13 protein-coding genes are annotated in these 14659 nt (G+C 34.9%); 4 read left to right on the forward strand and 9 right to left on the reverse strand.

What is annotated here, in order from left to right:
* Positions 1-49: 49 nt before the first annotated feature.
* Positions 50-907 (reverse strand): leucine-rich repeat domain-containing protein, encoded by an 858-nt coding sequence (locus EV142_RS20165; RefSeq protein ID WP_132037652.1) that lies wholly within the window; start codon positions 905-907, stop codon positions 50-52.
* Between the two features lie 179 nt (positions 908-1086).
* On the opposite strand from EV142_RS20165, the gene EV142_RS20170 reads away from it, so the two are divergent.
* Together EV142_RS20170 and EV142_RS20175 are read left to right on the forward strand one after the other, a co-directional pair.
* Entirely contained in the window at positions 1087-1575 is a 489-nt protein-coding gene (locus EV142_RS20170) for a DUF1761 domain-containing protein (RefSeq protein WP_132037653.1), read from the forward strand.
* A gap of 117 nt (positions 1576-1692) precedes the next feature.
* Complete coding sequence (locus EV142_RS20175) at positions 1693-2847, forward strand: GNAT family N-acetyltransferase (RefSeq protein WP_132037779.1); 1155 nt, start codon at positions 1693-1695, stop codon at positions 2845-2847.
* A 106-nt stretch (positions 2848-2953) separates the two neighbouring features.
* On the opposite strand, the gene EV142_RS20180 is transcribed toward EV142_RS20175, so the two are convergent.
* The gene (locus EV142_RS20180; protein WP_132037654.1) at positions 2954-3823 is read right to left on the reverse strand and encodes a diacylglycerol/lipid kinase family protein; all 870 of its coding nucleotides are present in this window, start codon (positions 3821-3823) and stop codon (positions 2954-2956) included.
* A 62-nt stretch (positions 3824-3885) separates the two neighbouring features.
* Between EV142_RS20180 and EV142_RS20185 the strand changes: the two genes are divergently transcribed.
* Entirely contained in the window at positions 3886-4848 is a 963-nt protein-coding gene (locus tag EV142_RS20185; RefSeq protein ID WP_132037655.1) for an App1 family protein, read from the forward strand.
* Positions 4849-5002: 154 nt separating this feature from the next.
* Here EV142_RS20185 and EV142_RS20190 read toward each other — a convergent pair whose 3' ends face one another.
* Complete coding sequence (locus EV142_RS20190) at positions 5003-6916, reverse strand: ABC-F family ATP-binding cassette domain-containing protein (protein ID WP_132037656.1); 1914 nt, start codon at positions 6914-6916, stop codon at positions 5003-5005.
* 74 nt (positions 6917-6990) lie between these two features.
* On the opposite strand from EV142_RS20190, the gene EV142_RS20195 reads away from it, so the two are divergent.
* The gene (locus EV142_RS20195) at positions 6991-7374 is read left to right on the forward strand and encodes a DUF983 domain-containing protein (RefSeq protein ID WP_132037657.1); all 384 of its coding nucleotides are present in this window, start codon (positions 6991-6993) and stop codon (positions 7372-7374) included.
* On the opposite strand, the gene EV142_RS20200 is transcribed toward EV142_RS20195, so the two are convergent.
* From EV142_RS20200 to EV142_RS20225, 6 genes are all read right to left on the reverse strand, one after another.
* On the reverse strand, positions 7355-8428 hold the full coding sequence (locus EV142_RS20200) for an NAD(P)/FAD-dependent oxidoreductase (RefSeq protein WP_132037658.1): 1074 nt from the start codon (positions 8426-8428) through the stop codon (positions 7355-7357). The two genes, EV142_RS20195 and EV142_RS20200, sit on opposite strands and share 20 nt — an antisense overlap.
* A gap of 73 nt (positions 8429-8501) precedes the next feature.
* The gene (porN, locus tag EV142_RS20205; RefSeq protein ID WP_132037780.1) at positions 8502-9491 is read right to left on the reverse strand and encodes a type IX secretion system ring subunit PorN/GldN; all 990 of its coding nucleotides are present in this window, start codon (positions 9489-9491) and stop codon (positions 8502-8504) included.
* Positions 9492-9535: 44 nt separating this feature from the next.
* Positions 9536-11080, reverse strand: a complete 1545-nt coding sequence (gene porM, locus EV142_RS20210) for a type IX secretion system motor protein PorM/GldM (RefSeq protein ID WP_132037659.1) — start codon at positions 11078-11080, stop codon at positions 9536-9538.
* Positions 11081-11132: 52 nt separating this feature from the next.
* Positions 11133-11780 carry a type IX secretion system motor protein PorL/GldL gene (gene porL, locus EV142_RS20215; RefSeq protein WP_132037660.1) on the reverse strand — a complete coding sequence of 216 codons (648 nt, stop codon included), beginning with the start codon at positions 11778-11780 and terminating at the stop codon, positions 11133-11135.
* A gap of 64 nt (positions 11781-11844) precedes the next feature.
* Positions 11845-13242: a T9SS ring complex lipoprotein PorK/GldK gene (porK, locus tag EV142_RS20220; protein ID WP_127339416.1), complete on the reverse strand. Its 1398-nt coding sequence runs from the start codon at positions 13240-13242 to the stop codon at positions 11845-11847.
* 263 nt (positions 13243-13505) lie between these two features.
* Positions 13506-14657, reverse strand: a complete 1152-nt coding sequence (locus tag EV142_RS20225; protein WP_132037661.1) for a formimidoylglutamase — start codon at positions 14655-14657, stop codon at positions 13506-13508.
* Between the last annotated feature and the right edge of the window lie 2 nt (positions 14658-14659).

Below are 14659 nucleotides of genomic sequence, written 5' to 3' on the forward strand. Positions count from 1 at the left end.
ATATTTAATCAACTTTGTTAACGAGAGTAATTTTCATTCATAAGCACGATTAATTTTGGGTAACAATTGTAGTTTCTTTTTCAGTATTAATCTGCAATAAAACCGGATTTCCGTTTTCATCAAACATAGTCATATTCAGCGCATCTAATAGTGCCAGATTTTTAGAAACAACTCCCTTAAATTTATTATACGAAAGATTCATTTCCGATAAATGATGCAGTTTCTCCAACCCTTTGGGAATTTCACCTTCAAAGCTATTATCAAACAAACTTAGATTTTCGAGAGCAGAAAAATTTAGCACTTCACTACTTAGATTTCCTGACATCTTATTATTATTCAAAAGCAGTACTCTCAGGGTCCTGATTTTATATAAGGAAACGGGCAACTGTCCTTGTATTTCATTGTCAAACAGCGATAGTGTTTCTAAGCTTCCTAATTTGCCAATCTCCGGAGGCAATTCGCCTGAAATTTTATTCTCAAAAAGCGCTAAATCTTTGAGTTTTTTTAATTCGCAGATAGAAACCGGCAATGTTCCGGATAACTGATTAATCGAAACATCAAAAACTTCAAGTTCCTTCAGGTTGTGAATCGTATTAGAAAGCTGCCCTTTCAGATTATTTTTATGCAAATCGACAGCAACTAAATTCACTAAATCATAAAATGCACCGGGTAATTCTCCCTGCAGATTATTGTTGGCTAAATTAAGCCCGACTACTTTTTCATTTTCAGCTGTTACTCCATACCAGGTTGATACTGAAGATGATAAATCCCATTTTATTTTCCATTGTGATCCATTTGTAGCATGGTACAATTTAATAAGGGCATCTTTTTCTTTATCAGAAACAGTATCAGCAAAAATAGTATTAGAAAAAACAAGTGCTAAAAAAAGAGTGATAAAACTTTTCATAACAGATTTGGGGATTTGTTTTCAGGGTAAAATTATACATTTTACGGCTATAATACACAGAATGTCGATAAACTGTTGATAAGTAAATATTTAACATTACTTATACTACTTACAGCTAAAAACGAAAGTTTCTGTTTTTTTGATTAAATTTGAACAACTAATCCTAAAAACCTCATATTATGGAATTTAACTTTATTGCATTACTACTTGCCGGACTTGTAACACTTGTAGTCGGATTTATCTGGTATCATCCGAGTGTTTTCGGAACCATCTGGATGAGAGAAAACAACCTTACCCAGGACCAGCTCAAAACGGGTAATATGCTTAAGATTTTCGGTTTCACGTACATTTTTTCTTTAATGATTACGATGACCCTAATGTCGCTGACAATTCATCAGTCCGGAGCAATCGGAATGGTTGGCGGACCTCCGTTAGTTGAAAGTGCAAAACCTTCCTTCGCCGCTTTTATGGCAGATTACGGAACAGCATACCGTACTTTTAAACATGGTGCCCTGCACGGTTTTATCTCAGGCCTGTTTTTTGCTTTTCCTGTAATTGGAATTAATGCCTTATTTGAAAGAAAATCATGGAAATACATTTTTATTCATGCAGGATTCTGGATGGTAACTCTGACTCTGATGGGCGGCATCATCTGCGGATTTGCCTAAATATCATACTACAAACCCGTTTGACAACAAAAACTCAAACGGGTTTTTCTTAATAATAACTTAAACCCGCTTAAGTATTACAAATATTATCTAATTTTGAACAAATTAGCTTCACTTTTGAATACAACTTATTCTTTCCAAATTTACAATCGCGTTTCCTTACTGCCTTTAGAATGGAATTCGCTTGCTGCAGAAAACATTTTCCTGACCAGGGAATATCTCGAAGTACTGGAAAACTCTTCTCCGGTAAATATGATTTGTCATTTTATTGGAATTTTTAATGAAGAGAAACTGGCCGGAATTGTCGTAACTCAATTTTTATTTGCAGAGAAACTGGATTCCTTTGGAGAGCGCGATCAGTGTTTAAAGACTTCTGTTCGTAATTTTGCTTTTAAAAATTTCGCTTCGCATGTATTATTCGTTGGCAACAATATGCTGACGGGACAAAATGCCTTTTCTTTTGATCCGTCTGTAAAGCAGTCTAAAGCAATTCAGACGCTTCATAAAGCAATTAACCAGCTCAAGAAAGACCTGAAAAAAAGCGGAAAGAAAGTGCACATTACAAGTATAAAAGATTTTACTGCTTCACAAATTGAGCCATTACAAGCTGAATTTAAAAACAATTATACATTTTCGACTCAACCTAATATGATTTTTGAAATCAATAAAAACTGGAAATCGGAACAGGATTACATTGATGCATTGTCAAAAAAATATCGGGATCAGTACAAACGTGCCCGAAAAAAAGCCGAAGGGATTAAAAAACAAAAAATGTCTTTGACTGAAATTAAACAGTATGAAGACGTTATTTACGATTTGTATTTTCATGTAGCTAAAAATGCCCCTTTCAATACTTTTTTCCTGGCGCGCAATCACTTTAGTTTTTTTAAGGAAATAATGAAAGAAGATTTCCTGTTTTATGGCTATTTTCTGGATGAAAAACTTATTGGTTTCAATACGCTCATCAAAAACGGAACCGTAATGGATACTTATTTTTTAGGTTATGATGAAACTATTCAGCGCGATAAAATGTTATACCTCAATATGCTGTACGACATGATTGCCTATTCGATCAATCAGGGATTTTCCCAAATAGTTTTTGCACGAACGGCACTGGAAATCAAAAGTTCGGTAGGCGCAAAACCACAAAAAATGTACGGATTAATTACGCACAGCAACGCCTTGATCAATCACAACATTGCCAAACTGTTTAATTATCTAGAACCCAAAACCGACTGGAAAGAGCGAAACCCATTCAAAGAACAACTGTAACCAATAGTTAGTTCTAAACTGAGACTGTAAACTGTCACTGCAAACTGAGACTGAGACTGAGACTGAGACTGAGACTGAGACTGTAAACCAAGACTACAAACTCCAATCAAGGAACCGCAATCTTCATTTGTTTATGCAGAATATGAATTTCTAAAAGGTTCTGAGCGCCGCAATACTCGCCGTCAATCTGGAAGTTAACCGCATAATTGGTTTCAATAGTGGCTTTATCAGTGGAGATAATCACAATATCATCCGAATCAATTGGCATATTTCCGGTAATGATTTTTCCGAGTAATAATAAATCCAGGCTTTTTAAAATTACCAATTCAAATTTCCCATCGTTTACAGCTCCATTCGGATTGATTGTAACTCCGGTTCCGTATTTCTGCGAGTTCGCAATTACGATCATTCTTGCCGTATGCTGAATAGTTTCTTTATTTGCCGTGATCGTTGCCACAAAAGGCTCATTAGAATCTACCAGCGTCGTATAGGCCTGCAGGGCATAACCCCAAAATCCTCTCAGATCACTTTCTTCATAATTTTTAACCAGATCGGCATTAATACCAATGTCACTCAGGTGGATGCTTTTTTTGCCGTTAATGCAAATCATATCCATTTCTATATAAGAATTTAAAAATGCAATTTTCAGGTTCTCTTCTATGGTACCGGGTAAATTTAAATCTACAGACAGCCCGTTGGCAGAGCCAGCCGGCAGAATACCAATAACAACATCATGCTGCTCCATTGCTTCGGCGACCATTTTTATAGTACCATCCCCGCCGGCTACAATAATTCTTTCCGGATCAAACTCATCGTAAAGTCGATGAATTGCTTTTATATCCTGCTCGCCGGTTGTCTCATGAACAACCAGATTGAAATTATGGGTAATCGAAAACTCATGCACAGCATCGATTAAATCGGATTTATCCCGATCTCCGGAAATAGGATTTACAACAAAAATGATATTCTTTTTCAAAATTTAATTTTTAAAACCGATTAAAATAATTAATTTACAACATTTATAAAAATACACAATTAATGAAACCAATCCTACAATTATATCGCGGTTATGCTAATGAACAAGAATTAATTGTAATGGGGCATGTTTTTAAAAGAATGTACGATTATGATTTTCAGAAGAAAAACTTTAAAAATGCTACTTCCGTAATTAATCAGTTTCGAATAAAAACCATTCAGAATTTTGATATTTATCTCAAATACGGCGATAAGGAAATCCACACCAAAACATTAGACGATGGCTATTTTAAATTTTGTATTCCACTTGAAGAAGAATTTAATTTTGGATGGATGGAATATGAAGTCAGTCTCAAATACAATTCTGAAGTGATTATTTCAAAAGGAAGTTTTATCAGGCCTCACAAGGGAAATCTCGGCATTATCTCTGACATTGATGATACTTTTCTGATTTCTCACACGCATAATTTCTTCAAAAAAATATATATTCTTTTGTTTAAAAACGTCAACGACAGAAAAGTTTTTAAAGATGTTGTTCCGCATTATCAGGCTTTGAGTTCTGCCGGAAGAAATAATAAGGAAGAAGAAAATGCTTTTTTTTATATCTCAAGCAGCGAATGGAATTTGTACAATTTCATTATAAAATTCACCAAAATTCACCAATTACCGAGAGCGGTAATCTTATTGAAAGACATTAAGAGAGGCATTACTGATTTTTTTATGAGCGGAAGAGGAAATCACGATCATAAGTTTGACAAAATAAAGCATGTTTTAGAATTTTATCCCAATCTTAAATATGTTTTATTGGGAGATGACTCGCAACACGATCCTGTTCTGTACGAACGGATTTGCAAAATATTCCCTGTAACCGTAACGGCTGTCTATATCAGACAAACCGGTAAAAGTCAAAAGGAAACGACTAAAACTATCCTCAAAAACATGGAATCACTGGATGTTTCCGTTTGTTACTTTAAAGACAGCAGCGAAGCCATCATGCACTCCAAATCGATTGGAATTATCAAGTAGTTTTGATTTTTTGTAAAATGTGGGATGTAAACTGTAAAACGTAGTAATTTAAGACTAAAAAAACCTTTGCCGAAAGTCCAAAACTTTGGCAAAGGTTTATAGAATGAATATTATTTTAAAAAAGTAAAAAGCGAGACTGCGGCTGACAACTTTTTTACAAATTAGCGTTATCTATTTCCTCCTGAACGATCTCCCAATCCAGTAAAAATTGTTCAAGATCTGCTTTTTTCTTATTGTAAGCGGTAAAGAATGACGCGTCTTCGATATGTTTGTCATAATTGGAAGCCAGCATCTTATCGTCATGCTGAATGTCTCTTTCTAATTGCTTGATCTGACTTTCAATTTTGCTCAATTTGTTCTGAAGTGCTTTGCCTTTTTTCTGGTCTTCGTAAGAAACTTTATTGCTTTCTTTTGGAGCAGCAGCTTTGGCAACATCTTTTTTCTCGACTTCACGCATGTTTTCCATATTGCGCTGTTCCAGGAAATAATTAATATCTCCTAAATATTCTTTGATTTTCTGATCTTTGAATTCATAAACGATATTAGACATTCCCTGAAGGAAATCTCTGTCGTGCGACACCAATAGTAAAGTTCCGCCGAATTTTTGAAGAGCGGCCTTTAAAACGTTCTTAGATTTAATATCCAGGTGATTCGTAGGCTCATCCATCAGTAAAACATTGATCGGCTGCAGCAATAATTTACAAAGCGCCAAACGGTTACGTTCGCCTCCGGATAATACTTTTACTTTTTTCTCTACATCATCACCGCGGAATAAAAACGATCCAAGCATATCACGAACCTTTGAACGATTGGTATCCATTGCTGCATCTTCCATCGTCTGAAGCAGCGTAATTTCGCCATCCAGATATTCCGCCTGATTTTGGGCAAAATACCCTAACTGAACATTGTGTCCCAGTTTGATGCTTCCCTGATATTCGAATTCGTTTACAATCGCTTTGATAAAAGTTGATTTACCCTGACCATTCTGTCCCACAAAAGCAATTTTGCTTCCACGTTCCACCAATAGATTAATATCTTTCAGAATGGTTTTATCTCCGTATGATTTTGTTACATGATCAGCTTCTACTACTACTCTTCCCGGCTCTTTTGAAACTGGAAAAGAAATATTCATAACCGAATTATCGTCTTCATCAACTTCAATTCTTTCTACTTTATCTAATTTTTTAATTAACGATTGTGCCATCGAAGCTTTAGACGCTTTTGCACGGAATTTCTCGATTAATTTCTCTGTTTCCTCAATCTTTTTGGCCTGATTTTTCTGAGTTGCTAATTGCTTTTCGCGAATCTCATGACGCAATTCCAAATACTGGGAATACGGTTTATTAAAATCGTAAGCTTTTCCTAATGAAATTTCGATAGTACGATTGGTTACGTTATCTAAAAACATTTTATCGTGCGATACAATTACCACAACTCCGGGATAATTACGAAGAAAACTCTCCAGCCAAATGATACTCTCAATATCTAAGTGATTCGTAGGTTCATCCAGAAGCAATACATCATTTGCCTGTAATAATAGTTTCGCCAATTCGATACGCATTCTCCAGCCACCCGAAAAGGTCTCGGTCTGATTATTGAACACTTCTCTTTTAAAACCTAATCCTAAAAGAATTTTCTCGGTATCACCTACATAATTATAACCTCCTAAAAGTTCAAAACGATGGGTATACTCAGAAAGGTCTTCAATGATCTGACTGTATTCTTCACTTTCATAATCGGTTCTGGTGACCAATTGATGATTGATATGTGCTAATTTTTTTTCAACAATTTTAATATCAGTAAAGGCTTCATAAGCTTCTTCCAAAACGGTTCTTCCCTGTTCAAAATCAATATCCTGACGCAAGAATCCCATTCTGACTTCTTTTTCGGTAGCAATCTGCCCGGAGTCCGGTTTAAAATCACCCGCAAGGATTTTAAGCATGGTAGATTTTCCGGCACCATTTTTCCCGACAAGTCCAACACGGTCTCCCGCACCTAAACGAAAAGTAACTTCTTCGAATAAATATGTACCCCCAAAAGAAACCGATAAATTATGTATATTAAGCATGTATTGTTATTTTATAACTAATTGATTGTGTAAATTTACACTCCCAACTCAATGGGTAATTTAATTTTTTGCAAATGTTAAAAAAAGGATCCAAACTAAATAGTATTTTAACAGGAAGTTGTCCAAAATGTCAAAATGAAAGTATGTATTCAGACAAAAATCCGCTTCATTTGACTAAAGTTCTCAAAATGAACGAAAATTGCAGCCATTGTGGATTAAAATATCAGATTGAACCTTCCTTCTTTTACGGAGCAATGTATGTGAGTTATGGATTAAATGTAGCTGTCGGAATCGCAGCTTTCATTATTTCATTTGTCTTTTTCAAAACTACAATCGAAAAATCGTTTTTAATAATAGTAATCAGTCTGATTGTACTGTTTCCATTTGTATTAAGACTCTCCAGAAATTTATATATTAATATGTTCGTTTCTTATGATCCTACGGCCGGTCAGAAATAAGGGTCTTTAAATATCTTTTATGAAATCGCCAAATGTCGATTTCAAGATCTAAAGGAATTTCGTTTTCAATCTTATCAAAAAGGGCTTTCGCCATTGCAGGTCCCAACATTACACCGCGGGTTCCTAATCCGTTAAGAATATGAAGTGATTTACGCTCGTGATGTGTTCCAATTAACGGCCTTCTGTCTTTAACAGTGGGACGAACTCCGCCAAAATGCTTTACGATTTCGAAATCGCAAGTGATAATTTCTTTAATTCGATCCGTTAACTCCTGCTTTCCTTCCTCAGTAGGTACAGCTGTTTTATCCTGCCAATTGTAAGTAGCACCCACTTTAAACAGATTATCACCCAGTGGCAATATAAAGACGCTTGTATTGACAATAAGATCCAGGTCTAACTCCGGAGCTTTTATTATAAATAGCTCTCCTTTTGTACCATCTAATGGCAAATAATTGAAAAACGGGTTTTTATGCAGGCCAAAACCTTCGACAAAAATAATGTGACGCGCCTGAATATTTTTATATTGAATTCCGTAATCAAAAAATTCTATCAACGCACTATGGAAAGACTCTTCTAGCAATAATTCATTTTCTTTTAAATATGCTGTATACTTATCTAACAACAAAGCAGTGTCGACATATCCTGTATGCAGTACTTCTCCATAATCATAAGGAGAATCAATACTATTGTATTTTTTGGTAATGAGTTTGGTAGATAAAAAGGGCGCCAGGTTTTTCTTGTCGGAAGCAGCAAACCAATTATTCTGTTCTTCGACAGAGAAGAACTTTCTTAAAATCGGCAATTTAAAATTAAACTTCGTCTGCAATTTATCTTCAATCTGATTGTAAAAATCATTCATTAGCACCAATTGTTCCTGTGCTTTCCACACTTCACTAAAGCGTTTTAAAATAACAGGATTGTACAAACCTCCCGCTACTCTCGATGAATTTTGAGATTTATTATCAACAACTAAAATAGTTTTATTGTTTTTAAGAGCAACTTCTGCAAAAGAAATCCCGGCCAATCCGGATCCGATAATGAGATAATCAATCATAGTAATAGGTAAAATAAAAAAACTCTTACTACAAAGGTAGTAAGAGTTTTTGTTATAATGTAAATTTAGAAACTTAGTAGTTCCACATATCCTGCTCGAAGTTACGAATCTTCTCTTTTACTCTTTCTGATTCTAACAACTGATTCTGCGCGTTATCTTTCATGTATTCTTTGATCTCACGATCTCCGTACAAGTTTTCTTCTTTGTAGACAACAGCATTAAAACGTCTTGAGTTCAAAATCTGATCGAATGAAATTGGAAGAGCTGAATTGTTGTCATTAAAAGCTTTTGCTTCGTGCAACGCTTCTCTTGAATTTGGATAGAAAATCCAGAACAACTCAATATAATCCTTTTCATCACTGTTCATTGTATAAACGTCCGGAGTTACAGGACAAATTCCAAGTAAACGATATTTCAGTTCACTTTGACGTTTGTCAAAATACCAGTATCCTTTAATTTTATACTGCGTAACATCTGCAGAAGTAAGATCTTGCTTCAAAATAAATTCAGCAGGAACAGTTCTGGTAGCACCAACAGTTTCATCAACATAAGTTACTACTTTCTTTTTACCAGTACCAGTAACTACTTTTTTCTTCACAACGTGAGTTTTGTAGTCGTCCGGGTATTGGTTAATTAATTCTCTACCTGCATCTGTTGTATCGATACGTGATAATGATCCCTGGATGTCTTTCAAAGATTTTTTAGTATTGAAATAACTATCAGAATAAACTTCAGTTATTTTGCCATTTTTCATAGCTTTCGTCAAAACATCATAAAGAGAACGTCTGTCAGAACCAATATTAGCTGTGTCTACTGGAAAGTACAATGGAAAATTGATTTTTTCATTCAAATCAATGATCTCCCAAGTAGTTTTTCCCATCAATACATCTCTATCATCCACATAACCATAAGCCAAAGGTTTATCATTATCTGAGATAAGCTGTGCAGGAGTTTTAAGTCCTATCTGTTCTGGTGTTTTTGCATTAAGCAAATTCGATTGCGCATTAGAAGCAAAACCTCCGGCGATAGAAACAATAGCTATTAAAAAATTTCTTACTTTCATCATGATATCATTATAAGATATTGAACGTAGTTTTACCTACTTTATTATTGTATTTCATAAATTACCGGAGCAGTTCTTGGTAATAAGTAACTACCAGCTCCAACAAGTTTAGTTTTAATTTCAGAAATAGTAACCTGATCTCCTTTACCTGCTCTTGAAAGTATTTGTTTACATTGTGCATTTAATCTGTTACCAGTAACTACAACTGTAGGCTGTCCGGTAACTTTAAGGTTAAATCCAACAACATCTAAACCAACTTCAAAGTCAAAATCAAGTAATTTAGCACCAATTGTAGCAATTTCCAAGTTCGATTTTGGCCCTTTAACAACACCCATCTCACCTCTAATTGTTCCTGTTGGTCCAGGAATACCTTTAATTCTGAACGTTTTCTTATCTGTAACTTTATCTCCGTTTGGTAAAGTACCAGTTACAGAAATAGTAGCTTCAGTACCTTGACCCGGGCTCATGTTATATTTACCTGGTTTACCAGCAGAAGCTAATCCCGGAGCACTTGCAACAATTTTGTTAGCATCAACACCAGCAAATGAAACAGAGATTGGGTTAACAACACCTCTGTAAACAACATTCATTTTATCAGCAGAGATTGTAGCAGAGTTTGGTCTTGGTACAACAACATACTTCCCAGCAAATTTAAGAGGGATGTTTTTTCCATCTTCAAGGAATGTAAATTGACCATTAATGTCCTGCTCTCCAACACCACCTGCAGTTAATGAGATAACAGCTTGTCCGTTTACGATTTGCCCCGGACCTTGGAATGAAGTTGGTTTTGTGTTTTCGTCATAACGACCTAAAACTACTTTACCAGTTACTTTTTCTCCTTGGAAATAAGCATTTTTATCTAAAACAACAATCGCCTGATAATTACTGTAAGATGCAGCAGCAACAGCCGCTTTTCCTAAAGCACTGTTATAAACATCAGTTTCAGCTTTTCTAACGTCATTTTGCCAAGCTGAAAGCTTTGCAGCTGATGCAATTGCAGGGAAACCTTTAAAGTGGTAAGCTAAGTATTTTTCTTTTATACCTTCTTTGTTTTTTACATCAGAAACATCAAATTTCTTTTCAATCTCTGAAATGATATTACCATATTTATTTTTAGGATCAGTTAAAGCAGTTTTCATATCTGCTTTGTACTTTTCGATTTTAGCGATAATTTCGTTACCTTTTTTAGTGTAACCGTCTCCTGTAAACCAGTCATCGATATTATCACCTCTGTCCATTGCCTCGTAAGGTAATTTTCCAGTTTCTTTCTCTACTTCGAAACCTTTGATAGACTGAGCTTTTAGAGTAGCTATATAATCATAAAATTCTTTTGAGATTGTTTCAACTTTGTGAGCAGTAACTGCAGCAATAGCAAATTCTCCTTTTGCTTCAGCAGCTTTTTGATCTAAAGACATCAATAAACTTGCATTTGTTTCAGTTGAATTCGTATTTGCACTTTCAAACTTTTCGTTCATCAGACCAAAAGCAGAAATTACTTCTTTCGATACATTCATTGCTAACATTGCGATGAAAACCAAGTACATTAGGTTAATCATCTTCTGTCTAGGGGTTAATTTTCCTCCTGCCATTTTTTTCTAATTAGTTCTTATTAATAAATTTACTATAATAGTTAAAAACTAATTATCCTTTGTTACTCATTGCAGAAAGCATACCACCGTAAACATTGTTCAAAGAAGCAATGTTTGCAGTCATTGATTGCATTTGTTCTTTTAATTTAGATGCATTATCAGCGATTTCTTTGTTAGCGTCAGCATTTCTTGCAGCGCTTTCCAATTGTACTTTGTACAAGCTGTTTAATGATTCCATTTGAGCAGCAGCCATTGATAATTCTTCGCTGTATTTTTTAGTAGAAGCGATAGAATCTACAGTAGGAGCAATTCCTTTAGCAGCTGATTCGAAATTTTTAATACTGTTTCCTAAACTTGACATTAATTCTCCGTCAATTTTAGCTTCTTTTAACATTACGTCTAACTTTTGAGACAATAATCCTTGAGCATCAGAAGGGGTTTCTTTTTTGTCAGCTTTTGTTCTGGCTTGACCGTTAGCTAATTCAGGGTACACAAGAGTCCAGTCCAACTCTTCATCAACAGGTTCGAAAGCAGAAAGAGCAAAAATTAATGCCTCAGTTAATAATCCCACTGAAAGCATAACTGTACCAGTTAATGGTCCAAGTTCAAAGTGCGTAATTTTGAATAATGCTCCAACGATTACCACTGCCGCTCCCATACCATAAGCGAAATTCATTGCTTTTTTACTTAATAATGCCATAATACTTTTTTTTTTAGGTTTTAATTTGAAATAGATTTGATTTGGTTATTGAATTTAATATAATTTACTTTTTTCTGTTTCCGGTTACTTGAGTTCCCATGTAATCTTGTACAGTTCTGAAACCAATATAACTTCTTGCTGAATCCGCATATTCGTGATCACGAGTACTAACCTGAAGGAAGTAAGCAACATCTTTCCAGGATCCTCCACGCACTACTTTTCTTTGATTGTTTCCATCAATTACGTTTGGATTCATTGTTGAAACATATTCGTAAGCATTTGGATTATAAGCTGAATCTGTCCATTCTGAAACGTTACCAGCCATGTTGTATAAACCATAACCGTTTACATCGTAAGATTTTGCTTCAACTGTGTATAAAGCCTCATCTGCAGCATAATCTCCTCTGCTTGGTTTGAAGTTGGCAAGGAAACATCCTCTGTCACTCTTAGTGTAAGGACCTCCCCAAGGGTAAGTAGCTGATTCCAGACCTCCTCTTGCAGCATACTCCCATTCTGCCTCTGTTGGCAATCTGAAAGCATTTACTAAGTCACGTCCTTTTTTCTTAGATTTGATATAACTGTTTTTATTTAAAGTTCTCCAGGCACAAAATGCTTTTGCCTGTTTCCACGTAACACCAACTACAGGATAATCTCCGTAAGCTTTATGCCAGAAATAGTCATTATGCATTGGCTCATTATAAGAGTAAGCGAAATCTTTAATCCAAACTGTTGTGTCAGGATAAACACTAACCTGCTCCGTTTTAACGAAATCTTTTCTTTTTCCAACTTTCGCTTTTGCAGCAGCCTGAATATCCATCCAGGAATAACGGAATTTCAATTTATTTACATCAATTGTTCTTAAACCATTATATGATTCTTCAATTGGCAAATACATAGAATCCATTACTTCCGTATAATACTCATCCGGATATGCTTTAGTATCTTTGATTAACTTTACTTTTTTGTTTAATTTTCTTCCTGCATAAGGATCATCTGCAGTACCTACACTATAATAGTTATCATACATGTATTTGTCATACGCAGTCATTTTTTCAGGATCTGAATCGTTAAATGCATAATCAGCAATACTACCTGCTTTTTTACCTTTAGCGTCACCTGCTCCTTTTTGCCCTGTCTCATCAGCTAAGATAGCCAAACGAACTCTCATTGTAGAATCTTTTACCCATTCCACAAATTGACGATACTCGCTGTTTGTAATTTCAGTTTCGTCCATATAAAAGGAACGTACCGTTACTGTTTTAGTTGGAGCATCTTCTACATTAGCCAAATCAGCATCTGATTTACCCATAATAAAAGATCCACCTGGAACCAATGTCATTCCATAAGGTTTTTCAGGATGCCATTTTCCTCCTGTAACACCAACTAACTCACCTTTATCACCTGATTTTCCACAGCCAATAACTAGGGTTAACATTGCTGCAAATGCAATAAACTTCTTCATATAAATTTGGGATTATCTATTCATTATTATAAGTCCGTAAACGTATTTATTATTTAGCTAAAAAACAATACTACTCACGTAATTTATTTCACCGTTCAAAAATAATGTTAAATAAAATAAAAAAAAAATATTTTGTCGATAAACTAACTTAAAAAATCGACGTAAAACGTTAAATTTTATAATATATACTTCTTTTCTTACTAATATTTTTTAACTTTTTTTTAATAATTTTGAAAAATTCTGATTTCTGTTAAAATTTCCTTCTACAAAGCATTTTTTCGCTGCGCTTTCCACCATCTTTCCGGTAGCTCTTGGTTACAAGCGAGCAAATATTCGTCATAAGAACATGGTAATAACGTATTTCTTTTCAGTTTATTATGGCCGTTAGATTCGTAAGGAATTTCTATCCACCAACGATCTGTTTTATCACTTTTATAAAAAATTAATTCTTCCTCTTCTAAAGGAACAATATATTTTAAATAATTGGCCCTGCTTCCAAATGGATATTCTTTGGAACGATAATGGTACCCCTCTATAAAATACCAGACGATCTGAGCAATAATACCTGATTCCTGTACGGTACTATTATGATTAAATATCCCAAATGAGGAAACTTTATCACTGATACCGGCATATCTCGCCAAAGAACAAATCTCTTTTCCATTAAAACCATTAGGCTCAAAAGAAACATTATTTCCTGAATCTGAAGACTTTACCGAATTCAAATCAATACTAACCAAATCCGCATCCCTGAAAACCGGTTCCGCCAGTGCAATTTTATTCGAAATCTCTCCTAAACGGTAGGCATCAAAAAACAGCTTTTCAATTAAATCAATCTCTTCCTGAGAATTGTAATAGGTCTGATAACCGATATTACAATAGTTAAACAGGTTATTAGGTTCGTCAATTATGATTTTTGTTAAATAGGAATTAGCCGAAACCAGTTCATTCTCTTTACCAAAATCAAATTTATTATCTACCGAAACCATATTTACCATCTGCTCTAAATCATCATAGGCACGGTACAAAGCATAGGTCAGATCCTGTGAACCTCCCAGAACTATCGGAATTACTTTATTCTTAATCAAAGCAGCTGTTACTTTCTTAAGTGCAAAATAAGTATCCTCTACTGAATCTCCTGCAAGTATATCTCCCAAATCGGCAATTGACGCATCCCAGTTACCGGGGAACATACCGTAAAATTTCTTTCGGACCGCATTCAGATTTACTTCATTGAAACCATCTGTATTGCGTCGATCCTCTAAAACTCCAACAATTGCGATCGTAATTTTACTAATATCAGGAAACTGGTCCTGTGTATGAAAAACAACTTTACTGCCCAATTCCTGAGAAGACAACGAACTAATGAATTTTAAAATTCCATCATTAACTTGTTCTAGAAAATCAAATTCCATTT

Source organism: Flavobacterium circumlabens (assembly GCF_004345565.1).
GTDB classification, from domain to species: domain Bacteria; phylum Bacteroidota; class Bacteroidia; order Flavobacteriales; family Flavobacteriaceae; genus Flavobacterium; species Flavobacterium circumlabens.

Coding starts and splice junctions, on each gene's coding strand:
- EV142_RS20170 (WP_132037653.1), top strand. CDS start 1,087: ATGGAATTTAACTTTATTGCATTACTACTTGCCGGACTTGTAACACTT.
- EV142_RS20185 (WP_132037655.1), top strand. CDS start 3,886: ATGAAACCAATCCTACAATTATATCGCGGTTATGCTAATGAACAAGAA.
- porM (WP_132037659.1), bottom strand. CDS start 11,080: ATGGCAGGAGGAAAATTAACCCCTAGACAGAAGATGATTAACCTAATG.
- EV142_RS20165 (WP_132037652.1), bottom strand. CDS start 907: ATGAAAAGTTTTATCACTCTTTTTTTAGCACTTGTTTTTTCTAATACT.
- porL (WP_132037660.1), bottom strand. CDS start 11,780: ATGGCATTATTAAGTAAAAAAGCAATGAATTTCGCTTATGGTATGGGA.
- EV142_RS20200 (WP_132037658.1), bottom strand. CDS start 8,428: ATGATTGATTATCTCATTATCGGATCCGGATTGGCCGGGATTTCTTTT.
- porN (WP_132037780.1), bottom strand. CDS start 9,491: ATGAAAGTAAGAAATTTTTTAATAGCTATTGTTTCTATCGCCGGAGGT.
- EV142_RS20225 (WP_132037661.1), bottom strand. CDS start 14,657: ATGGAATTTGATTTTCTAGAACAAGTTAATGATGGAATTTTAAAATTC.
- EV142_RS20195 (WP_132037657.1), top strand. CDS start 6,991: ATGTTAAAAAAAGGATCCAAACTAAATAGTATTTTAACAGGAAGTTGT.
- EV142_RS20190 (WP_132037656.1), bottom strand. CDS start 6,916: ATGCTTAATATACATAATTTATCGGTTTCTTTTGGGGGTACATATTTA.
- porK (WP_127339416.1), bottom strand. CDS start 13,242: ATGAAGAAGTTTATTGCATTTGCAGCAATGTTAACCCTAGTTATTGGC.